This window comes from Streptomyces camelliae (genome assembly GCF_027625935.1).
Taxonomy (GTDB): Bacteria; Actinomycetota; Actinomycetes; order Streptomycetales; family Streptomycetaceae; genus Streptomyces; species Streptomyces camelliae.
The window spans coordinates 7,952,612-7,974,286 of sequence record NZ_CP115300.1; the positions used below are offsets into that span (position 1 = coordinate 7,952,612).

General features: G+C 73.8%; 16 protein-coding genes and 1 pseudogene. 5 read left to right on the forward strand and 12 right to left on the reverse strand.

What is annotated here, in order from left to right:
• Positions 1-72: 72 nt before the first annotated feature.
• The 6 genes and pseudogenes from O1G22_RS36495 to O1G22_RS36520 form a co-directional block, all read right to left on the reverse strand.
• Positions 73-1,803 carry a hypothetical protein gene (locus O1G22_RS36495; RefSeq protein WP_270085202.1) on the reverse strand — a complete coding sequence of 577 codons (1,731 nt, stop codon included), beginning with the start codon at positions 1,801-1,803 and terminating at the stop codon, positions 73-75.
• Complete coding sequence (locus tag O1G22_RS36500) at positions 1,800-5,822, reverse strand: vWA domain-containing protein (RefSeq protein ID WP_428986528.1); 4,023 nt, start codon at positions 5,820-5,822, stop codon at positions 1,800-1,802. The genes O1G22_RS36495 and O1G22_RS36500 overlap by 4 nt, the downstream gene beginning before the upstream one ends.
• Positions 5,823-5,938: 116 nt before the next feature.
• Complete coding sequence (locus O1G22_RS36505; RefSeq protein WP_270085204.1) at positions 5,939-7,108, reverse strand: ATP-binding protein; 1,170 nt, start codon at positions 7,106-7,108, stop codon at positions 5,939-5,941.
• 136 nt (positions 7,109-7,244) lie between these two features.
• Positions 7,245-12,284 carry a hypothetical protein gene (locus O1G22_RS36510; RefSeq protein ID WP_270085205.1) on the reverse strand — a complete coding sequence of 1,680 codons (5,040 nt, stop codon included), beginning with the start codon at positions 12,282-12,284 and terminating at the stop codon, positions 7,245-7,247.
• The gene (locus tag O1G22_RS36515) at positions 12,281-13,135 is read right to left on the reverse strand and encodes a DUF4132 domain-containing protein (RefSeq protein ID WP_270085206.1); all 855 of its coding nucleotides are present in this window, start codon (positions 13,133-13,135) and stop codon (positions 12,281-12,283) included. The genes O1G22_RS36510 and O1G22_RS36515 overlap by 4 nt, the downstream gene beginning before the upstream one ends.
• Before the next feature lie 156 nt (positions 13,136-13,291).
• A pseudogene (locus O1G22_RS36520) lies at positions 13,292-13,488 on the reverse strand (glucarate dehydratase); the annotation flags it as partial.
• Between O1G22_RS36520 and O1G22_RS36525 the strand changes: the two are divergent.
• Complete coding sequence (locus O1G22_RS36525) at positions 13,436-13,609, forward strand: hypothetical protein (protein ID WP_270086706.1); 174 nt, start codon at positions 13,436-13,438, stop codon at positions 13,607-13,609. The pseudogene O1G22_RS36520 and the gene O1G22_RS36525 overlap by 53 nt on opposite strands.
• A gap of 123 nt (positions 13,610-13,732) precedes the next feature.
• A complete protein-coding gene (locus O1G22_RS36530; protein ID WP_270085207.1) occupies positions 13,733-13,900 on the forward strand; it encodes a hypothetical protein in 168 nt (55 codons plus the stop codon).
• Positions 13,901-13,945: 45 nt separating this feature from the next.
• On the opposite strand, the gene O1G22_RS36535 is transcribed toward O1G22_RS36530, so the two are convergent.
• The 3 genes from O1G22_RS36535 to O1G22_RS36545 all read right to left on the reverse strand — a co-directional run bounded on the left by O1G22_RS36535 (position 13,946) and on the right by O1G22_RS36545 (position 16,296).
• Complete coding sequence (locus O1G22_RS36535) at positions 13,946-14,239, reverse strand: DUF1330 domain-containing protein (RefSeq protein ID WP_270085208.1); 294 nt, start codon at positions 14,237-14,239, stop codon at positions 13,946-13,948.
• 111 nt (positions 14,240-14,350) lie between these two features.
• Positions 14,351-15,811: an MFS transporter gene (locus O1G22_RS36540; RefSeq protein ID WP_270085209.1), complete on the reverse strand. Its 1,461-nt coding sequence runs from the start codon at positions 15,809-15,811 to the stop codon at positions 14,351-14,353.
• A 26-nt stretch (positions 15,812-15,837) separates the two neighbouring features.
• The gene (locus O1G22_RS36545) at positions 15,838-16,296 is read right to left on the reverse strand and encodes a MarR family winged helix-turn-helix transcriptional regulator (RefSeq protein WP_270085210.1); all 459 of its coding nucleotides are present in this window, start codon (positions 16,294-16,296) and stop codon (positions 15,838-15,840) included.
• A 288-nt stretch (positions 16,297-16,584) separates the two neighbouring features.
• On the opposite strand from O1G22_RS36545, the gene O1G22_RS36550 reads away from it, so the two are divergent.
• Positions 16,585-17,352 (forward strand): dienelactone hydrolase family protein, encoded by a 768-nt coding sequence (locus tag O1G22_RS36550; protein WP_270085211.1) that lies wholly within the window; start codon positions 16,585-16,587, stop codon positions 17,350-17,352.
• A 497-nt stretch (positions 17,353-17,849) separates the two neighbouring features.
• Entirely contained in the window at positions 17,850-18,563 is a 714-nt protein-coding gene (locus tag O1G22_RS36555; RefSeq protein ID WP_270085212.1) for a site-specific integrase, read from the forward strand.
• On the opposite strand, the gene O1G22_RS36560 is transcribed toward O1G22_RS36555, so the two are convergent.
• Positions 18,521-18,652 carry a hypothetical protein gene (locus O1G22_RS36560; protein ID WP_270085213.1) on the reverse strand — a complete coding sequence of 44 codons (132 nt, stop codon included), beginning with the start codon at positions 18,650-18,652 and terminating at the stop codon, positions 18,521-18,523. The genes O1G22_RS36555 and O1G22_RS36560 overlap by 43 nt on opposite strands.
• A gap of 204 nt (positions 18,653-18,856) precedes the next feature.
• Positions 18,857-19,252 carry a DUF5997 family protein gene (locus O1G22_RS36565; RefSeq protein ID WP_270085214.1) on the reverse strand — a complete coding sequence of 132 codons (396 nt, stop codon included), beginning with the start codon at positions 19,250-19,252 and terminating at the stop codon, positions 18,857-18,859.
• A gap of 84 nt (positions 19,253-19,336) precedes the next feature.
• Between O1G22_RS36565 and O1G22_RS36570 the strand changes: the two genes are divergently transcribed.
• A complete protein-coding gene (locus O1G22_RS36570) occupies positions 19,337-20,098 on the forward strand; it encodes a LysR family substrate-binding domain-containing protein (RefSeq protein ID WP_270085215.1) in 762 nt (253 codons plus the stop codon).
• Positions 20,099-20,172: 74 nt separating this feature from the next.
• On the opposite strand, the gene O1G22_RS36575 is transcribed toward O1G22_RS36570, so the two are convergent.
• Positions 20,173-21,639, reverse strand: coding sequence for an MFS transporter (locus O1G22_RS36575; protein WP_270085216.1), 1,467 nt, complete (start codon positions 21,637-21,639; stop codon positions 20,173-20,175).
• Positions 21,640-21,675 lie beyond the last annotated feature (36 nt).

A 21,675-nucleotide genomic window follows, 5' to 3' on the forward strand; every position in this document is an offset into this window, starting at 1 on the left:
CGGAGCGTGAGCCCAGGCCCCGGGCGGGGCGGCCGTGGCCGGCAGCGTGGGGCCCGGACTCTCCCGTGTCCGTCAGCCCGACCAGGCGGCGGCGCACAGAGCGCGGTCCAGCTCGTCGGTGTAGCGGGCCGCCGCCAGCCAGGCGCGGGCGAAGCGGTCCGGGTCCGTCGGCAGCAGGCGGCCGAACACATCGCGGGACCGCTCCGCCGCCGACGCGTGCAGCACCTCCAGCAGTTCGCCGGCCGTCACGAGCCCGGAGCGGCCCAGCCGCCGGGCGTCGGCCGCCGTGTCGCCGGAGAAGGACAGCACCCGCCGGCCGCCCGACACCGCCTGCCGCACCCGGCGGCGCAGCAGGTGGACCGGGGCCTCTTCCGGTGCCGCCGGCACGGGCCGGGCCAACGACGCGGGCACGGCGGGCAGGTCCGTGCGCTGAAGCCGGTCGAAACCCACGTCGACCCGCGTGCCGGACAGCACCGGATGCTCGGCCGCGAGAAGCTGCGCCCGAGGATGCGGGGCCGGGATGAGGCGGGCGACGATCCGCAGCCGGCTGCCCCGGGCGGCGGCCAGCAACCGCAGGTTGTCCCGGTGGGGCAGCGCCGGATCATCATGGGCTCTGGTCAGCCGCAGTACGACGGCACCGCACTCGGCGAGCAGACATTCGCCGCTCGCCTCCGCCGCCGTACCCACGAGGGTGACCTCCAGGAACAGCAGGTCGTGGCCGCCGGACAGCGCCCGGCCGAGCTGCTCGGCCACCGGCACCGCCCAGAGCCGGTCCAGAGGTTCCTCGCGCCAGCCGGCGCCGGCCGCCGCGACCGCCCGTACTCCCGCGCCCGCGCCGAGCCGCCCGCTGGGGGAGACGGTGGCCCCCGAGACCGCCAGGCCCGCCCGGGACAGCTGCCGGTGGGTCAGGGCCGTGTCGCCGATCCGGACCGCCCGGTCCGCCGCGCCCAGCGCGCGCCCCGCACCGCCCGGAGCGACGTCGGACACCTGGTACAGCCGGCCCCCGGCGTCCGCGGTCCAGGTGACGGCACCCGCGTAGCCGCTCGCGGTGAGCACCGGCTCGCAGAACAGGCCGTACAGCCGCAGCGAGCCGTCCGGACGGTACGGCTGCCGTGCCGTGCCGCGCAGCCCGGCCAGTTCCGCACCCGTGGCGTCGGGCACGCGGTGGGCGACGGACAGCACGTCACGCAGCCTCGCGACGAGGTCGTCCAGCCGGTAGTCCGGGTCGGCAGCGCGGGCGGCGCGCAGCGCGGTGACCACGGACACGGCCGAGGCGGCGGCCCGGTGCAGACCGGCGAGGCGGGCAGCGTGCGCGGCGCGCAGCAGCTCCGCCTGCAGCACCGCGCCCGCGCCGTCCGTGCCGGCCTCCAGCACGGCGGCAGCGGCGGAGAGCAGTGCACGGGCGGCCGCACGCTGATCGGGGCCGGCCGTCTCCGGCTCGACCGTCCGCTGCTCCGCCGCCGGCTCCTCGCCGGTCGAAGTCGCCGTGTCCGAAGAGATGCCGGTGTCGTCCGCGACCGGAGCCGCGGAGGCGATCGCGGCGCGGTGGAGGCAGTCCGGGGCCAGGAGACAGCCGCAGCGGACGGCGTCCACGCTCGCCACCGTGCCGTCCGGGACATGCAGTTCGAGGTCGGTGTCGTCGTCGATCGCGATGCGTACGACGTCGCCCTCCCGGACGACGGGGCGGTCCGCCAGTTTGGCCATGCCCGCGTCCAGACGCTTGCGCAGCCGGGGTGTGAGCGCCGCGACGAGTTCGGCGGTCACGGACGGTGCGACCGGAGGCAGCTCCGGGCTCGGGCTCATGCGATCTTCTCCCTTACCCAGCGGGCGAGTTCGAGCGGACTGAGAGCGGCGACCGGCATGCCCGCGGCGACCAACTGCCCGGCCACGCCCGTGGAGTAGCGGGGCCGGCCGGTGTCGTCGAGGCTCGCGCAGCCCAGCACCTGGCAGCCGGCCCCGACCAGGGCGCGGACCTCGGCGAGCAGCCCGCCGACCGGATAGCCCTCCTCGAAGTCGCTGACGACCACGACGAGTGTGCGCGACGGCACGGTGACCAGCTCACGCGCGTGCCGCAGCCCGGCCGCTATGTGGGTGCCGCCGCCGACCCTGACCTCCAGGAGGAGGGAGAGCGGGTCGGCGACCTGCTCGGTCAGATCGATCACCTCGGTGGAGAAGGCCAGGAAGTGCGTGGCGAGCGTGGGCACCCCGGCCAGCACCGAGGCGGTGAGCGCCGCCCAGATCGTGGACGCCTCCATGGACCCCGACACGTCGGTGACCAGGATCAGCCGCCAGTCGGCCGCCCGCTTCGCCCGGCTGCGGAAGACGGGCCGCTCGGGTATGACCCGCACGGTGCCGTCCGGCATACGACGGGCGGTGGCGAGGTTGGCCCGCAGTGTGCGGGGCAGGTCGAGGCCGCCGCCGGGACGCCGGCTGGGGCGCGGCAGCGCGATGCCGTGCAGCGCGGGGCGCAGCCGGGTCGCCAGCTCCCGGGTCAGCGCGTCGACCAGTCGGCGGACCAGCGGACGCAGCGCCGCCAGCCGGGCCTCCGGCAGACCGCCGGCGTGCCGCAGCACCGAGCGCAGCAGATCGACGGAGGGCCGTACCGTGTCCGGGTCCAGTTCCGCGAACACATCCTGGCGGCCGCTCGCGGCGGCCGCCGCCAGCACCTCCTCCCGGATACCAGGGCCGAACAGCGCGGCGAGTTCCTCGGACCACTCCCGCACTCCGGGAAACGCCGCCTCACGCCCGCCACCGGCCCCCTGCCCCGACAGATCCCCGCGACTCCCCTCACCGCGCCCGCTGCCGTACAACTCGTCCAGCGCGGTCGCCAAGGGCCGTGCGGAGGAGCCGAGCCGACTGTTCCGGCGGCCCAGGACCAGACGCCATCGGTCGGCTGGGGGCAGGCGGTGTTCGTCAGTGGGCGGGGGAGGTACGGGGCCGTCGGTGTGCGTGCCGGGCGTCGGACTCGCGGGTTCGCCGGCGTGCGCCTCGCCCGGTGTGGCCGGGCCGGCGGGGACCACCTCGGCCGGTGTGCGTGCTGTGCCGTCGGTGTCCGCCCCGGTGGACCGGTCGGGTGACAGGAGCCCGAGTGCGGCAAGGGTCTCGCGGGCCGTGAGGTCGGCGCGGGTCCACCTGGCCAGGGCCACCGGGTCGACGGCGCCGGTGTCGTCCGGGCGCTCACCGTCCAGGCGCTGCTCCACGGCGGTCAGCAGCCGCTCGCGGGCCGCCGGGCTGAGCGTGTCGAAGCCGCCGCGCAGCGCCGGGAGCCGGTCCAGGAAGTCCCGGTCGGACAGGTCCGACACCCGGTTCAGCAGCGGTTCCAGGGCAGGCGCCGCCGACTCCAGCAGCGGTCCGGCCGCACTCAGCAGACCGGTGAGACGTGCGGTGAGCGCCGTACGCGACTCGGTGTCGACGGCACCGTCCACCCAGGAGGCGACCCGGTCGCCGAACGCCCGGGCCTCCTCCTGCCCCAGCAGCACGCGTACGGCACCGGCGGCGCCCCGCATCAGCGCAGAACCGTCGGCCGCCAGCCGGGTGAGCGCGTCGGTGAGCCGGATGCCGCCCAACACATCGGCGCGATGGGCGAGTTCCAGCAGGGCGTGCGCGTCGGCCGGGTCCTCGGAGCCGGTCAGTCCGTCGACCTGACGCACCGCGGCGGCGGTCAGCAGCTCGGCCACCGCTGCCGCGCGTGCCGTACGCTCCTCGTCGTCGTCGAGGCCGGCGATGTGCCCGGCCCGCAACCGGTCCAACAGCGCCAGTCCGGAAAGGAGTTCGGGCAGGGTGCCGGAACCCGGCAGCACCTCGGCGGTGTCGGTCAGCCGCTCGTCCGCGAGCCCGGGCAGGCCGCACTCCGCCGCCTCTTCCAGGCCCTTGACGGTCTGTGCCGCGGTCGGGCCGCCCTCGTCCCGCTCCGTGCGACGCCGTTCCCGCAGCACGCCCTCGGTCGCCTGTGCCAGGGTGACACCCCGCAGGCCGGCGGCGGTGAGCATGGCCGCCGTGGCCGGGGTCCAGCGGACCTCCCAGCGCGAGGTGAGTGCGTCGGAACCGCCCGTGCCGGTCACGGCCTTGGGATCGCCGTACGGAACCCCGCACACCGTCAGGCGCCGGAGCAGCAGTTCGCGGCGGCGGTCCAGATCCGAGCGCAGCGGGTCCAGACGCAGATCCCGGGTGTTGTCGCCGGGATGTGGGTCGGCCGGGCCGGGCAGGCCCAGCGAGGCCAGCTCCGCCTCGACCGCCGGGGCCAGTCCGCTGCGTGGCGCGTCCGGGGCCGGGCGGCCGGTGCGCGTCCCGACGAGCACCTGTTCCATCGCCCGAGCGACGGCCCGCCCGCGCCCGTACGGCTCACCCTGCGTCAGTACCGTCTGCACGGCCTCGACCAACTCGCCCCGGCCCGCTGCGGGCAGCCCGCGCAGCCGGGCCAGATCACCGGCGAGCCGCGCGATCTCCCGCGCGTCGGCGGGCCCGGACGGATGGCCCAGCGCCCGCAACTGGGCACATATGCGTACGGCCGCCCGGGTCAGCGCGTCCTCCAGCGCCGCCGGATCACCCGCCGCGTCCAGCACCATGTGCTGCCACTCCGGGTCACGGATTCCGGCGGGGTAGCCGGAGCGCTCGTCCAGCAGGGCGTAGCTGTAGGGGATGAGGGAGGTCGTCCAGGTGGAGGCGGTCGGCTGCCGGGTCGCCTCGTCGGTGCCGTCGTCGGCCGGCGCCAGGAGCTTGTCGGTGCCGTCGTCGGCCGGTGCCGGGAGCTTGCCGGTGTCCTCGTCGGCGGGTGCCAGGAGCGCCGGGGCGTGGAAGGCGCCCACGAGCACGGCGGCCCGCTCCCCGTGCGCCGTGGCGGCGGCGAGGCACGACCGCATCCACCGCTCCCGCCGCAGATCCAGCTCCGGCACCCCGCCCGAAGCGACCGCCTCCTCCCGCAGCGCCCACCCCGTCAACAGCGCGGCCCGCCGCAACGCCTCCGGCGAGGAACCGGGTGCGGCGGCCTCGACCAGCCGATCCCACAGATCGTCCCCAGGACGACCGGTGAGCCGGGAACGTAGCGCGCCCACGACCCCGGGCACGGCGCCCACACCACCACGCCCACAGGATGGGGCCCCTGGGGCGCCGGGCGCGGAGCCCTTCCCGTCCGGGTCGGCCGCCGGAGGGCAGGTCGTGGCGGAGCCCCTGTCCGTAGGTGCGGCCAGGGAGCCGGGTACGGAGTCCCGCCCGTGCACTTCGGCCCCCGAAGCGTCCGTCGGGGCGGACTCCCCGGCAGTGTTCGCCGGCGTGGCACCGGGCTTCGCGGCCGTCCTGGCGGTCCCGACCGGCCCGGCCGTCGCGACCGGCCCGGCTGTCCTGGCTGCGCCAGCTGTCCCGACCGGCCCGGCCGTCCCGACCGGCCCGGCTGCCCCGACCGGCCCGGCTGTCCCGACCGGCCCGGCCGTCTCCTGCGACGGGCCGTCGGGCATGCCCGTCCCGTCCTCCGGTCCCGGGCCCGGCGCTGCCGTAGCCGTCCAGGCCCGGTCGGCGAGTGGCAGGTCGCAGGCGATCACCGGAACCCCGTTCCGGGCGGCCCAGCGTACGGCCGCAAGCTCCGGGGAGAAGTCGGCGAAGGGATAGAACGCCGGGCCGCCGCCCCCGGCGCCGGGGGCGGCGGCGAGGGCGATCGGGGCCTGGGTGTCCTCGTGGGCGAGCCAGGGCAGCCAGTCCTGCAGTTCGGCGGGGAGTTCGACCAGCAGGACATCCGGCCCGGCGGCATCCAGCAGCGCGGGCACGGCGGCGGCCAGGGAAGGCGCGTGATGCCGTACCCCGATGAGACAGGGCGCGGCCGGCCCGGTCAGGGCGGCGACGGCCGCGTCGGGCGAGGCGTCTGGGCCGGTCCAGGCCGCGACGGCCGTAGCACCATCGGCGCAGGCCTCGGCCGTTGCGTCGGCGGCGGACGGGTGGGACACGATCCTCAGCCCTCCAGTACCGTGCGGAGATCCCACAGCGTGCGCCAGGTGGCCGATCCCTGTTCGGCGCGGCGCCGGACCGGGCCGTCCCAGTAGCCGCGCAGCCGTGCCGCGTCCGCCGGGTCGTCCTTGCGTACGACGCCGAGGAGATGGCCGGGCAGCAGGCCGAGGACGTCACGGTCCCCGAGGAAGTACGCCGTGGCCAGCCCCAGCGCGCCCGCCACGGACACCGCCTCCGCCGTACTCATGACCGTGGACGGCCGCTCGACCTCCCAGCCCTCCGCCGACCGGCCCTCTCGCAGATCACGGAAGACGGTGACCAGGGCCTCCAGCACGGCGTCGTCCACCTGGAAGGGTGACCCGGCCCGCTCCACCGCCGCCCGGGCCTGACCGCGCACCAGAGCCGTCTCGGCGTCGAGGTCCGAGATCGGGCCCACCGTCTCGAAGTTGAAGCGGCGCTTGAGTGCGGCCGACATCTCCGAGACCCCCTTGTCCCGAAGGTTCGCCGTGGCGATGAGGTTGAATCCGGGCGCCGCGTGCGCCAAGGCGTCCTCGCCGCCCGCCAGTTCGGGCACCGCGATGCGCCGCTCCGACAGCAACGACACCAGGGAGTCCTGCACTTCGGGCAGGCAGCGGGTGACCTCCTCGACCCGGGCGATCGCGCCCCGGGTCATCGCGGTGAGCACCGGCGACGGGACGAGCGCCTGCCGGCTCGGGCCCTGCGCGAGCAACAGGGCGTAGTTCCAGCCGTACTTGAGCTGATCTTCCGTCGTGCCTGCCGTCCCCTGCACGACCAGCCCGCTGGTGCCGCACACGGCGGCCGACAGCAGCTCCGACAGCATCGACTTGGCGGTGCCGGGCTCGCCGACGAGCAGCAGGCCGCGCTCCCCGGCGAGGGTGACGACACACCGCTCGACCAGCGCGCGGTCGCCCACGAACTTGCCCGAGATCTCAAGGCGGCGCGGCATGCCCTCCGGCGCCGCCACCTCGTCGGGCAGCCGCAGCGCCCGGCCGCCGCTGCCCATGACGAACGTGACGACGGACCGGGGCGTGAGCCGCCAGGCGGGCGGCCGCGGACCGGAGTCGTAGGCGGCGAGAAAGGCAAGCTCGGCGGCGTACCGGTCCTCGGGCGGGACGATCTGACGGGTCGCGTCGGGCGCGAGGGCGGCGGTCATCGGCGGAAGTCCTTCGACGTGGTGCGGGCAAGAGGGGTGCAGGCAAGGGGTGTGTGCCCAAGGACGGTGCGCTCAAGGGGAGGCGAGGGGACGGTGCGGACAAGGTTCCGCAGTGATCGACTCGGCGGCAGGGACGTCATGGGCGTCGCCCCCGCCGGTGCGCGCGCGTGGTCAGTTCCTCGTACGCCGGGCCGTCGCCCGCGCGGACGCGGTCCCAGGCGCGCGCGAAGAGTTCCGGCACCGGCGCCGGCGGTATCGCACGCCGGCGGTCCAGGACCGGGTACAGACCCTCCTTCCACGTCTCCACCGGCAGCGCGGGCGACTTCAGGTCGCGCCAGCCGCACGGCAGGAACAGGGTCCGCCCGGCGCGCGGGCGCTTGGCGGACACGACCAGGTCCGTCGCGGCCAGCTCGGTGCGGGCCTTCTTCAGACGCGCGGGCTTCCAGCCGGTCCAGCGGGCGCAGTTGCGGTCCGTCGGGTCCGGCAGAGCCAGCAGCTGGAGGTAGAGCGCGGCGGCATCCTCGCCCAGGCCGTGTGCCGCGGCGACCTCGGCGACCAGTGCCGGCACACTGACGGTCGGGTCCTGAGCGAAGCCCGTCATACCCTCGCCCTGACCACCGGCGCCGGCTCCGGCCGCGACCGCGCGGCCCAGCTCGTCCCCCAGCAGCGTGCGCAGCGTGCGCAGGCCGTCTCCCCGGTGCGGGCCGACCAGGCCTTCCAGCAGCCCGAGCACGGCGTCGTCGGGCCCGGTGAGCCCAGCGGGCCGGACCAGGACCGTCTCGACGTCCTGATACCAGGGGCGCAGAATGAGCGCCTCGCCGATCCGGGTCGTGCCGTGCGCGTCGGCGCCGCCGGTCGCGGGCATTCCGTACGCCTTGCGCAGCTGCACCGCGGTGGGGCCGCCCTTCTCCGTCGACTCCACGTCCAGGCCGAGCACCAGCTCCGGGTCGGACATGCGGCGGCGCAGCGCGGCGAGGCCGGCCGGCAGGGCGGCGCGCAGCGGGTGGCCGTACGGCAGGACGTAGGACAGCGCGGCGAGCGCGCGGACCGCCCCCGACAGATCGTGTCTGCTGGGCAGAGCCTGCCGGTCCTCCGCCACGAGCCGGCCGTCCTCGTCCCACCGCAGCGCCGTGGTGCGGCTCAGCCACGGTGTGCGGGTCGGGTTGAGGACGTCCTCGGCGCGGCCGGCGTTCATGCCCGCCAGCTCGGCGCGGAGCTCCTCGGGCAGGCGGACCATCGAGCCGAACCGCTCGCCCCACTCCCGCCCGGCGGCGTCCAGGTCCGGTCCCGTCGTCCACAGGGCGGCCGGGTCGTCCGGCAGCAGTGCGCCCAGGAGCGCCGACCGGGCCTGCGCACCCAGCGCCTGCAGCAGGGCGTTGCCGAACTCCCGCTGCTTGGGCTTCAGTCCGAGCAGGGCGAGGTCGTCGGCGTGCGCCTGCTGCGGCTGGCCGGCGAGCAGAACGGTGGCCTGGAGCGGGCCCAGCCCGCCGCCCGTCGCCGCGACCAGCGCCTCGGGCGCCGCCGGCTGCCAGGGCACGGCGCCCTTCGCCCGGACGAGGCCGGTGACGGCGGTCAGGTCCTCGGCGGACATCGTCGGGGTGTACCGCGTCTCCTGGTCCAGCGTGAAGTGCGCGACCGCGCCGAACGCACCGGACGGGTCGTGGTCCAGCGCCAGCCACTGGACCCGGTCGTGCCGGACGTCGATCCGGTGCGTGCCGAGGATCACCACCGTGCGCCCGCCGTGGCGCAGCACCTGCCCGTCGCGCTGCCGCTGCCTGTTCTGCTCCAGTGGCTCGCTCAGCACGATGTCGCGCAGCGTGCCGCCGGCCGACGCGAGCGGTCCCTCGGTGAGGGCCTCGGCGAGCAGGAGCAGCGACTCACGGTGGGCATCGGGCAGGACGGGGGAGGCGGCGCGGTAGAGCAGCGCCCGCAGGACGCCCAGAACAGGTGGCCACACCATGCCGATCGCGGGGACGGTGTGGTCCTCGCTGGTCCAGCCGTCGGTGAGGGCGCCGAGGCGCTCCATGCCGGGCAGCGGTTTGCCTTCGGCGGGGCGGCCGGACAGCACGTGGTTCACCGCGCGGATCTGCCGCAGTACGCTCCAGCGCTCCCCGTACCACCAGCCCCGCAGTCCGATGATTCCGGACAGCGCGTCGTGCAGCGTGCGGTCGTCGCCGTGGGCGGGGCTGTAGTCGGCGAACATGCCCTCGGTGCGGCTGCGCGGCTGCTGCGGCCGTTCCTCCGGGGGGTTCGCGAAGGCCGTGGCCGCGTCGGTGAGGCGCAGCGCCGACCGGATGAGGGAGGCGACACCGATGCGCAGCCGCTCGTCGGTGACGTCCGGCAGGAACTGCTCCACGGCCTTCAGCACGACGGTGTCGACGGTCGGCACGGCGGCCTTGGCGGTCTCGTCCGTCCCGGCCTTCGCCAGCGCTTCCTGCCGCAGGACCAGCGCCTCGGCCGTGACCTTCAGTACCTCCGCGGCCTGCTCGTCACCCATGGCGCGCAGTGCGGCCGAGCCCCGCTCGTCACGCGGACGCAGCGCGTGCCAGAAGGGCAGCGGGGGCACGAGGCGGGTGCCGGCGGCGTACTCACCGCCGCCGTCGTTCGGCGTCACCTGGCCCAGCAGGCCGGCGGGGGACGTGTCGTCGCACGCGAAGAGCCCGAGGTGTCCCCCCAGGTGGGCCCGGTGGCCGCTCAGCCGGGCGACGACGGGCTCGGCGCCGCCGGGCAGCCGCAGCGCGCCGTACGGAACGGTCGCCCGGTCGCCCTCAGCCGTCTCGAACGACACCGTCCGCCCGCCCGGCGTCCCCGCGGTACGGCGCTCCTCGGCGCCCGTGCCCTCCGTGCGCACCCACCGCCCCAGCACCGTGCCGTCGGTGCCGAACGGGCTGTGCTCCAGGCCCGGTTGCAGCGGCAGCACCTCGCACTGCGCGGGCAGCAGCTCGGCGTCCTCGCGGACGCCCGCACGCAGCAGCGCGGGCAGGGACGCGCGGCCGTGCGTGCCGGTGGCCGGGTCGTACTCCAGCCACACCGTCCTGCGGCCCTCCTTGCCCTGGCGCCACAGGGTGGTGCCGTCACCGATGACGGCACGGCACGGCGGCAGGACGGTGTCCCCGGCGTGCAGGGTGCGGCCGCCGGTGGCGCGCCCGCCGGCGGCGAGCGGGATCGAGGGGACGATCGCCTCCTGCCCGGACCACCACGCGGGCAGCTGCTCACCGCCGAGCTCGAACACCTCGGTGGGCCGGGCCGACCAGTAGGCGTGCTGCTTGGAGCGGTGCCACCAGGTCACGAGCAGCTCCCCGTCCACGAAGCGGAAGCGGGGGCGGTGCCAGCGGTCCAGATCGTGCGGTACCCGCAGCTCGTGTTCGAGCAGGATGCGCTCCGGGCCGACGACGACCGCCTTGCGGCCGCGGCTCAGGATCAGCGCGGGCCAGGCCTCGTGGAGGGCCAGGGAGTTGTCGTGGTTGTTCCCCTTCTTCCTCACCTCCCCGTCGAGCAGCGTCAGCGCCTCGTCGAGCGCGGGCCAGCCCAGCTCGTCGAGGACACCGGCACGCACGGTACGGCCGAGCAGCGGTGCCACAGCGTGTCCGGCGACCTTGGCCACCGTGTCCGGGGCGACCTCGGAGGCGATCATCCGGAAGGGACGCAGCCGGTCGAGCGCCGCGCGGGCACCCGGCAGACCCACCGCGCGCGTGAAGTCGCCGGCGGCCTCGTCCAGCCACTCCCGCAGCACCTGGCACAGCACCGGATGATCCGCGACCCGCCTGAGCAGCTTGGCGGCGTGCTGATGGCTGCCCACCCGGTCCATGACCCGGTGCAGCAGCCGGCGCAGCCGCGGGTCCGCCGCGACGGCCGCCAGGTCGCGCCGGCCCTCCTGGCTGTCCAGCAGCCATTCGGGCAGCGGCAGATACACGGGGACGTCGGCGCCCGGCAGCGTCATCGGGACGCGCTCGGCCGCGCACAGGTCCAGCAGATCCAGGTCGGCGCCCGCGTGCCAGCGGCCGGTGCACAGGTCCACCGGCCGGCCGGCGGCCCGCAGCAGCGGAGCCATGCGCTCGACCAGCGCCAGCGTGGCCGGGCAGCGCCGTGAGGAGGAGCCGCCGTGCTTGCGGAAGGACGCCCAGCGGGTCAGCCAGTCCGCCGGATCGGCGCCGTGCTCCCGGGCCGCCGACTCGTCGGTCAGCAGCCGCTCGGCCCCGGTCTCCGCGAGCAGCGCCAGCCAGAACTCCTCGTCCTCGGCGTCCCGGCCGATGCCGGCCGGCATGATCTCCAGCAGTCGCAGCCGGACCTCCGGGCGCTGTCCGGCGAGAACCGGCAGCACCGAACGGTAGGCGGTCCAGAAGGACCTCGGCGCACGGACCGCGGCCGGGGAGGCGATCAGGTCGGCGACCAGCGCGCACTCCTCGGTGACCCGGTCCAGGCCAGCCGCCTTGATCAGCCCGCGCGCGTCCTGCGGCAGCGAGGCGTACGGCGGCATCCCGGCCGCGCAGCGCTCCACGGTCAGCTGCCGGAACTGCGTCCAGGCCGCCGCCGGGTCGAGCCGCCCGGTGAGGTCCCGCACATGCTCCTTGAGGGCCTTCACGGTCAGCGCCCCGGCGAACGCGAACTCCAGGAAGACCGCGCGCTGCCGCTCCTCGTCCACCGCGAGCGCGTGCACCCGCTCGGCCTCCCGGGCCTTGCCGAAGAACGCCGCGGCGTACGTGGTGTTGTCGTGCTCCAGGAAGATCCGCGCGGCCTGTTCGTAAAATGTCGGCAGGAAGTGCGGCACGGCCCGGCCCAGCCGCTCGCCGAGCGACTCGAAGCCCTCCTTGGCCGCGCCCGGGCGGGACTTGGCCTGCCGGGCGAGGCGCTCGACGTCCTTCACCAGGGCGAGCGCGTGATGCCCGTTGGCCGGGTCGTGGACCAGCGCCCAGGCCGGGAAGCCCAGGGTCTCCCGGCGCACCTGCCCGACCTCCGGCGCCTCGGGCTCGCGCGTGAGTCCCAGGAACTCCAGCGCCAGGTCCTCGGCCTCACCGAGCGTGCCCGGCACCAGCCGGACCACCGGACGGTCGTCGAGGGCGGGGTGCGTGTAGGTGCGCACCGTGAGGCTGTCGGCGTCCTCGCGCGCGGTGCTGCCCGGCGGCAGGACGGCGCCGGCGTCCAGCAGCGACGTCACGCTGTTCTCGTCGTACGTCATGCCGCCCGCTCCTCGTCCTCGATGTCCCGTCCCGCGTACAGCGCGGCCGCCATGCGCATGCCCTCCGACCAGGCCACCGGCCCGACCTGACCGAGCTTCATCCCCTTCCCGGCGGGGTCGGACCAGGTCAGGGGGCCCGTCTCGGTCTCCGCGTAGCCGTCGTAGTCGCCGATCCACACGCGGGCCTCGACGCCGCGGCCGGCCTCCAGGACCGAGCACACCGCGTACCCGCCGCGCACCCGGTAGCCGAGCTGGGCGGCTCTGCCGTGCAGGAAGCGCAGCTCCTTGAAGGAGCCGCCGGCGTACTCCTCGACCTCGGTCGCCTCGGCGTCGAGGGTGGCCGGGCGGTGCCAGACCTCGCGGAAGAGCTGCTGGGCGCGCTGCTCCACGCCCAGCTCGACGGCGAACTCCCGCAGCTCCTCCAGATCTTCGAGCAGGACCGGGTGCGGGATGCGGACGAGGTCGGGGGAGACGCGGACGGTGTCGCCGTCGAGGTCGACCAGGCCCAGGCCGCGCTCGGGGTCGGCGTCCCGCAGGAACCCGGCGATCTGTCCGTCGGTGCCGGTGACGACGAGATCGCGCAGCGCCGCCCGCCAGGCGGGGTCGGGCCACACGCGCGTGACGACCGCGAGCGGCACGGGCAGCGAACGGACCATCCATCGCTCGGCGTCGGCCAGACACCGCCGTTCGTGCCGCTCCAGCCACTCCGTCAGCTGCCTGAGGCCCACGACCGCCGGATCGTCCGCGATCTTCGGCGGCACCGACTTCAGCAGCCGTCCCGAGGCGTTGCGGCACACCACCTTCCCGTTGTCGAGGGCGACTTCGTAGTCGCCGGCCGACACCCACCCCATACGTGCCTCCCGCACCCGTGCTGATCAAGTGACGGGAACTGTAGGGCAGACCACTGACAACGCCCGCGGGCCCTGGGGAGAAAGGGCCGGCGGGCAGGACGGACCGGGCCGCGCAGGCCCGTGCAGAGCAACCGAGAGGTGCCGCCCGTGGGCCTCTCACCAGCGGGGCAACCGCAGTACTCCGGGTGGAAACGGCGCATGTACCCAGTGTCGTTGCGGCTGCGCACCCCGGAGTCCAGGTACAGCCGGTGCAGCCGGTCGAGGGCGTCGTGGTCGAGCTCCACACCGAGACCGGGACCGGTGGGGACCGCGACGGCTCCGGCACGCAGTTCCAGCACGCCGGGAAACAGCACCCACGAACTCGGCATCCAGCCCGAGGCGTACGACCCGAAACTCGACGTCGGCTTCACCCCGCTGCGCGAGCAGGACCTGACCCCCGCAGGCCTCGGCCAGGCCGCCGGAACCGTGAGGTGAACTGGCTGGTGACGCCCTTCACAGGAGCGGGCCGGTGTACCCCGGAATCCCGCTGCGAGGGTCAGCCTCCAACACCGTGGCCTGGGCAGGTGATCCGATAGCGCTGCCGTGGGGACGGGGTTTGTGACCCACATCGGCCGCTGGAACCTCGTCGAACGCACCCCCGCCGACATCGAGGCCGACGTCCGTGCCGCCGCGCCGCCGGGAACCGTCGCCGGACTGGACATCACCGCCGATGCCACTGGCCTGACGCTGTTCGCGACGGTGCGGCGCGCTGACGAGCCGGGGTGATTCCCGCAGTCGGCTTCGTGTTCGTCGCCGACGCAGCCTCGATCGTCAGTCGAGGCCTTCGATGATGCGGAAGTCGCGCTCGACGCCGTCAGCAAGTGCGGCCAGCGCCTCCTGGTAGGCCGCACTCGCATGTGCGGCGACCGCCTGTTCGAAGCTGTCGAACTCGACCAGGACGGTGCGCTCGGCGATTCCGGCGTCGTGGGCGACGACCCGGCCACCGCGGGCGAGCGTCCGCCCGCCCGCGGCCCTGACGGCTGGACCAGCCAGCTTGTTGTAGGCAGCCAGCTTCTCGGGGTCCGCAATGGTGTGGTAGGCGCTGACCCAATAGCCCTTGGCCACGGTACCTCCTGTGTTCGGAATGGATGCTCAGAAGCATGCTCGATCTGCGGCCGGCGCGCTGTGGGTCAGCGAGCCGGCGGGGACGGCGTCGAAGTCGGACGGCGGCGATCCTCAGCTTCCGGTTCGGCTCGACCGGCCCAGGCCCGGCACACCGACTGGGGCTGTGCTCGGATCGGTCTCGGGTGAGCGTCGGCGGGCGAGGGCGAGGCCGGCCGTCGTCGTGATCGCCATCGCGGCGACGCCGACCAGCGCCGCGGTCGTGTAGGCGTCGTCGTTCGGGAAGAGGCGGCCCGTGGCGGTGCCGGCGGCCAGGACCAGACCGCCGATGGCGCTGCCCAGGGAGTACCCGACGCTGCGGACGACGTAGTTGAAGCTCATGGCGCTCGACGTCTCGCTCTTGGGGGTGACGGCCAGGATGACGCCGGGCATGGCGGCCGAGAAGCTGCCGACGCCGAAGCCCAGCACGCTCATGGCCGCGAGCAGTTCGGCCAGGTTGGACCGGGCGGTGGCGAACAGGACGAACCCGCCGCCGACGATGGCGGCGCTGCCGGCCAGGAGCAGGGGGCCGTCGATCCGTTCGCGGACCCGCGGCGTGAGCTTGCCGGCGACGAACCCCAGCACGGAGAACGGGATGAGGACCAGCCCCGCCACGAAGGTGGTCAGTCCGAAGCCGTAGCCGGCGCTGTGCGGCGTCTGCGCGTAGCGGGTGATGAGCGTGAGCAGGAGGTACATGCCGCTCCCGCCGACGAACATGGCGATGTTCGCCCCGGCGACCGCCGGGTGCCGTACCGCCCGGACGTCGACCAGGGGCGTCTTGGTTCGCAGTTCGGAAACGGTCCAGACGCAGAGCAGGAGTACGGCGGCGACGGCAAGGGTCACCGCCACGGCGAGGTGTCGGCTCCACAGGCTCCTCTCGCCGGCCAGGAACAGGACGAGGAGCAGTCCACCCGCCAGGACGAGCGCACCGGCCACGTTCACGTGAGCGGAGCGGCCTTCGGGAGCTGCGGGCATGGAGCGCCACGCGGTCACCAAGGCGACGGCGGTGACGAGCAGGCCGAGGCCGTAGGCGGCCCGTAGTCCGCCGAACTCGGCGAGCAGAGCGGCCAGCGGGTAGCCGACGCCGGCTCCGATGATGGAGACCACTGAGATCAGGGCGATCGTGGCCGCGCTGCGCTCCTCGGGAAGATGGTCGCGGGCCACGGCCATCATCAGCGCCGTGAGACCGAGTCCGACGCCTTGGGCCGCTCTGCCCACGAGCAGGCAGGCGAACGGCAGCGGCAGCGGCAGCACGGTGAGCGCGCTGCCGACGACGACGATCGCCAGCGTGGCGAGAATCGTGGCCCGCCGGTGCGGACCGGCTCCGAGCCGGCCGAGGACGGGTGTGGCGACGGCGCCGCTGAGCAGGGCGATGGTCAGCGTCCACTGCGCGCTGTCGAGGGAGACGTGGAACGTGGTCGCCACGCTGGTGATGAGCGGCGTCCCGAGGCTGGCGACCGCCGCCACGACCAGGGCGATGAACATCAGGGCGGGGACCAGCAGACGTGCCTCGGAACGTATCAGGGCAGTGCTCATGGGCTGGTCATGAGCCTGGGCCGCGGTCACCGGTCCGACTCCTCTCGGGCGTGGCTTTCGAGCTCCGCCAGATGCAGCAGCGCCGGAAGGGCTGCTGCCAAGGCCTCGACCTCGTCACCGCTGAGTTTGTCGATCAACCGCGCGTACGCGTCGACACCCGCCTGGCGTCGCGTCCGGACGTACGACGCGCCGGCCTCGGTCAGGCACACCAGCGTGACCCGCTTGTCGGACGGATCGCCCTTCCGCTCGACCAGCCCGGATTCCTCCATCACCCGGACCAGGACGGTCATCGCGGGCTGGGTGACGCCCTCGGCCACCGCCAGATCGGTGATCCGTCGCGGGCCGGTCTTGTCCAGGGTGGCCAAGGTGGCGGCCGACGTCAGGCTCATGTCGCGGGGAAGGCGTTTCACGGCCCTGGTGGCCAGACCGTAGAGGGCTGACCCGATGGCATCGGAAGCGCCGTGCGCGGCGTCTCGGCGACTCATGCCTGAAGCATAGCAGCTTTATATGAATCCTTTATGCATCTCTCGATCAGGGTTCACCGCCGCCGTCGAGTGCACCATGCCGGCCGCGTTGAGCGGGCCGAGGGATCTTCTACGTTGGTGTCGAATCTCTGGACCTGCTGGCAGAAGTCCACGCCGGGGTTGAATCCGTCGATAGGTTTGTGCCGGTTCTCGTGAGCCCTCGCCGTATTTCAGAGGGATACCCGCGCTGTTCTGCCAGCGGCAGAACACCAGCTGGACCGGGCTCGACGATCACTACAGTCCAGTCCCATGACGACGATCACGACGCGTACGGTCGAGTATCCGGCCGACGGTTTGACGATGATCGGGCACCTCGCGCTCCCGGCCGGTGTCGACCGCCGGCCCGCGGTGCTGCTCGGACCGGAGGGCATGGGGCTCAGCGACGTCGAGCGCCGCCGGGCCGATGCTCTCGCCGAACTGGGATACATAGCGCTGGCCTTCGACCTTCACGGCGGGCGCTATTTGGGCGACCCGGAGGAGATGCTGGCTCGTTGCCTGCCGCTGCTCGCTGATCCCGACCGGATGCGGGGCATCGGCCATGCGGCGCTCGACGTGTTGCGCGCCGAACCGCGCACCGACCCCGTCCGGATCGCCGCCGTCGGCTACGGCACCGGGGGCGCCGTCGGGCTGGAACTCGGGCGCGGCGGCGTCAGCCTGCGTGCGATCGGGACAGTCAACGCACTGACCACGGGCCGACCGGGCGAGGCGGCGCGCATTCGCTGCCCGGTGTGGGCCGGGGTCGGGTCGGAAGACCCGATCATGCCGCCCGCGCAACGGAACGCGTTCACCGCTGAGATGCAGGCTGCGGGCGTCGACTGGCGCCTCGCGGTCTACGGCGGCGCCTTGCACGCCTTCCACCACCCGCCGGTCGGCCACCCCGTGGTCCCCGGCGTCGGCTACCACCCACGGCACGCGCAGCGAGCCTGGCGCGACGTCGTCGACCTGCTCGCCGAGTGCCTGCCCGTGACGGAGGATCTGGGGCCTGACCCAGGTAAGCATGCTGGCCCCGGGCACTGACAGTCCCCTCCCCTCAAGTCCGCACAGCAGAACCGCATTCGGGCGGTTACTCGATCGCGGAGACGTATTCACAACTACCGCAGTAAATACCGGATTTACTGCGGCAGAGCCCCTACGGTGATCACCGCGACCTGCGGCGGACCATCCCGGCCGCCGGGGCGAGGAGTGCGCATTTACTGCGGCAGTTCCAGGAAGTCGGGGCGACGTGACGATCGAACCGGTGACCGAGCTCGGGAGCGGGGGCGCGCTTCGGTTGCCGCGCGCTCGGGTCGTACCTCTGTCCATCCCGCCGTCGTCGTACACCGCGGCGGTCGAGCGGTACCTCACCGGCGCGGGCATCGCGAAGTCCTCCGCGCGGATCTATCGGATCTCGCTCACGACATGGGGGTGGATGCTCGTCGGCGAACCGGAGCCGACCGGACCCGCCCGGACCCGCCCGCCGGGGCGCGCCCCCCGTCTTCCCCGTCACCGCGATCGACGACCCGGCACTGCCGGAGGTGCTGGCCGAACTGGCGGCGGCGCGGGCGGACGAGATGGACGCCGACACCGTCAACCGGGAACTGTCCGTCGCACGCAAGGCGATCGGCTGGTGGCAGAGCCAGGGCTGGATCGACGGCGACCCGACGATCGGCATCGAGCGGCGGCCGGCACCGCCCGACCGCATCAAGGCCCTCGCGGAGAACCAGATCGCCGCCCTGTGGCGCCTCGACGTCGCGCTGTGGGAGAAGACCCAGTGGAAGATGCTCTACGAGTCCGCCGCACGGGCCGACGAGATGCTGTGCCTCAACGTGGCAGACCTGTACCCGCAGGACAAGCGCGGGAAGATCACCGCCAAGGGCGGCGCGACCGAGTGGATTCACTGGCAGTCCGGCACCGCCCAGCTCCTGCCCCGACTCATCGCCCGCCGCACGCGCGGCCCGCTGTTTCTCACCGACCGCAAGGCGCCGGCCGGAACACCGACGCTCGACGTGTGCCCGGAGACGGGCCGTGCCCGGCTCTCCTGCCGCCGCGCTGAGGAGGTCTTCGAGGAGAACACCCGGCTGCTGGCCAACCCCCTCGCCTCACCCGACGACATCAAGGATCTGGACGGCTGGACCCTGCACCGGCTACGGCACAGTGCCCTGACGCACGACGCGGAGGACGGCGGCCCCTTTGGCGCGTATCTCGGTCACACCCCCATGGTGGAGGACCAGGACTTGACGCTGATCTGATCGTGGCCCGCGATGGAATCGGGGTCGATCGGCTTGAGCAGGCCCTGGCTCTGGTAACTGCCCATCAGAGCGGTGTCGTTGATCATCACGTCCGGCAGGTCCTTGGTGAAGGCGGCGAAGACGCAGTCGTGGGTGGCGGCGGAGTCGGGATTGCTCCGGGTCCAGACCTCCAGTGTTCATATGCGTGAACCGATTTCTTCAGGGGCGTGACAGCACGCCGACAGCACGACAACGCCCCCACCGCCGTACGGATCGGCGACGGGGGCGTCGGTGGAGCGCGGACGCTCGGTGGGTCAGTGCTGCGCCTGCTCGGCGCGTTCGGCGTTCCTCTTCTTGATCCGCGCGGCCTCCTTGCGGACCTCGGCCTGGGTGGCGCGCTCCTTCTCCAGCCACTCCGGCCGCTCCTGCTTGAGCGCCTCGATCTGCTCGGTGGTCAGTGCCTCGGTGACCCCGCCGCGGGCGAGACCGGCGATGGACACACCGAGCTTCGCGGCGATCACCGGACGCGGGTGCGGGCCGTTGCTGCGCAGCTCGCTCAGCCACTGAGGCGGGTTCGCCTGCAGCTCGTTCAGCTCGGCGCGCGTGACGACGCCCTCCTGGAACGAGGCGGGGGTGGCGGGGAGATACACACCCAGCTTCTTCGCCGCGGTCGCGGGCTTCATCGTCTGGGTGCTCTGCTGCGAACTCATGAGGTCAAGGGTATCGGCCGTGTGCCGGGCCGCCGACCACGGCCGGTGCCGTCCGGACCGGCCACGGCCGGTAACCTTGGCCCGGTGACAGGCTCGCAGGAATCACCGTCGTTCCGGCTCGCGTACGTCCCCGGAGTGACGCCCGCCAAATGGGTCAAGACCTGGAACGAGCGCCTGCCGGACATCCCGCTCACCCTCGTCCAGGTCCCGGCCGCCGAGGCGCCCGGCGTGCTGCGCGCGGGCGAGGCCGACGCGGGTCTCGTACGGCTCCCCGTGGACCGTACGTTCTTCAGCGCGATCCCGCTCTACACGGAGACCACGGTGGTCGTGGTCCCCAAGGATCACCTGATCACGGCCGCGGACGAGATCACCCTGGCCGACCTCGCCGACGAGGTGCTCTTCCACCCCCTGGACGACGTCTTCGACTGGGACAGCCCGCCCGGCGAGCCGGCCTTCGAGCGCCCCGCCACGACATCGGACGCGATCGAACTGGTCGCCGCGAACGTCGGCCTCCTGGTCGTCCCGCAGTCCCTGGCCCGCCTCCACCACCGCAAGGACCTGACCTACCGCCCGGTCACCGACGCCCCGCAATCGAGCGTCGCCCTGTCCTGGCCGGAGGAGGCCACCACCGACCTGGTGGAAGACTTCATCGGCATCGTCCGCGGCCGCACCGTCAACAGCACCCGGGGCCGTGCCAAGCCTCCGGCGGAACAGAAGCGCACGCGTACCGAGAGCACGGGCACCCGCCAGAAGCAGCAACCGAAGTCACCGGGGCGCACCCCACGCCCCCGCACGGCAGGAGGCAAGCCGACGCCGAAACGGGGGAAACCGCGCCGTAGGTCGTAGGCCGAGGGTGGTGGTAGGGGCGCGCGCCGGTACGTGCCGGTCCCGCCGGTTGGTCGCCCGCCCACACGCCACCCCTACGACCCCTGCCGAGCCGCCGCCTCCGTTCTTCTCCCGCCCTCCGGATGGGCGCGCCGTTCGCGCAGGTCGGCGTAGGCCAGGAGGAGGGCCAGCAGGATGATGGCGACGGAAGTGAGGAGGCCGAGCTGGAGGGCGGTGGCAGGGTTGCCCCCGTGGGCCAGGTGGGCGAAGTACACCGAGCCCACGACGGCGATGCCGGCCGCCGAGCCGATGCGCTGGCCCGTCTGCAGCACCCCGCCCGCCGCCCCGCCCCGTCCCACCGGCACGCGGGACAGGGTGAGAGTGGTGTTCGGCGAGATGGTCAGGCCCGAGCCGATGCCCGCGACGAGCAGGGGAAGCGCGACCCCCCAGGCCACGGCCCGCCCCGGCGCGAACTGCACGGCCGTGACGACCCCGAGCATGCCCACCGCCACCGTGCCCAGCCCGGCCATGACCAGCCCGCGCCCGAACCGCAGCACCAGCCGGCCCCCGGCCGCGGCGCCGACCGCCGCGCCCAGCGCGAACGGCATCGAGGACAGGCCTGCCGCCAACGGGCCGTAGCCCCTGCTGTTCTGGAGGAAGAGGGTGTAGACGAAGAACAACGTCGTGAAGCCGGCGAAGTACACCAGGCTCAGCAGCGCGCCGAGCGAGAAGGAGCGCAGCCTGAACAGCCCCAGGTCGATCAACGGGGCCCGGCCGCGCAGCTCCTGGTGCCGCTCCCATGCCCAGAACGCGGCCAGCAGACCGACGCCGACGGGCAGCAGGACCCACTTCAGGCGCCCGTGCCACTGCTGGTTCTGCACCAGCGGCAGCATGAGGGCCAGCACACCCGAGCCGAGCAGCAGTACGCCGGTCAGGTCGAAGCACTCGCGCTTGCCGGGCGAGCCGGGGGTGCGGGGCAGCAGCCGCAGCGCCGCGCAGAAGACGGCCGCCCCGATGGGCAGGTTGACGTAGAAGACCGAGCGCCAGCCGTCGGGACCGCCGGCCGCCTGGATCAGCAGGCCGCCCGCGAGCGGGCCGACCGCCGTGGAGACCCCGATGGTGCTGCCCATCATGCCGAACGCGCGGGCCCGCTCCGGCCCCTGGAACATCTGCTGGATGAGCGCCGAGGTCTGCGGCGCGATCAGTCCGGCCGACGCCCCCTGGACCAGTCGGAACAGCACCAGCCAGGCCGCCCCGGACGACAGCCCGCAGGCCGCCGAGGCCAGCGTGAACAGGGCGAGCCCGGTCAGGAAGGTCTGGCGCCGCCCGCGCATGTCTCCGAGCCGCCCCGCCGGGACGAGACAGAGGCCGAAGGCGAGCGCGTAACCGGACATCACCCACGACAGGTCCGCCTCGTCGGCGTGCAGCCCGTGCTCCACCGAGGGCAGGGCCACGTTCACGATCGATGTGTCCAGCAGCGTCATGAAGGCCGCGGTCAGGCAGACGGCGAGCGCCTTCCACCGCCGGTCGTCGGCGACCGCTCCGGCCTGGTCTGTGGTCATGCGATCACGCTACGGAGCCACAGCCCACCCCGCACG

Coding starts and splice junctions, on each gene's coding strand:
- O1G22_RS36495 (WP_270085202.1), bottom strand. CDS start 1,803: ATGAGCCCGAGCCCGGAGCTGCCTCCGGTCGCACCGTCCGTGACCGCC.
- O1G22_RS36505 (WP_270085204.1), bottom strand. CDS start 7,108: ATGACCGCCGCCCTCGCGCCCGACGCGACCCGTCAGATCGTCCCGCCC.
- O1G22_RS36510 (WP_270085205.1), bottom strand. CDS start 12,284: ATGACGTACGACGAGAACAGCGTGACGTCGCTGCTGGACGCCGGCGCC.
- O1G22_RS36515 (WP_270085206.1), bottom strand. CDS start 13,135: ATGGGGTGGGTGTCGGCCGGCGACTACGAAGTCGCCCTCGACAACGGG.
- O1G22_RS36540 (WP_270085209.1), bottom strand. CDS start 15,811: ATGAGCACTGCCCTGATACGTTCCGAGGCACGTCTGCTGGTCCCCGCC.
- O1G22_RS36545 (WP_270085210.1), bottom strand. CDS start 16,296: ATGAGTCGCCGAGACGCCGCGCACGGCGCTTCCGATGCCATCGGGTCA.
- O1G22_RS36550 (WP_270085211.1), top strand. CDS start 16,585: ATGACGACGATCACGACGCGTACGGTCGAGTATCCGGCCGACGGTTTG.
- O1G22_RS36565 (WP_270085214.1), bottom strand. CDS start 19,252: ATGAGTTCGCAGCAGAGCACCCAGACGATGAAGCCCGCGACCGCGGCG.
- O1G22_RS36575 (WP_270085216.1), bottom strand. CDS start 21,639: ATGACCACAGACCAGGCCGGAGCGGTCGCCGACGACCGGCGGTGGAAG.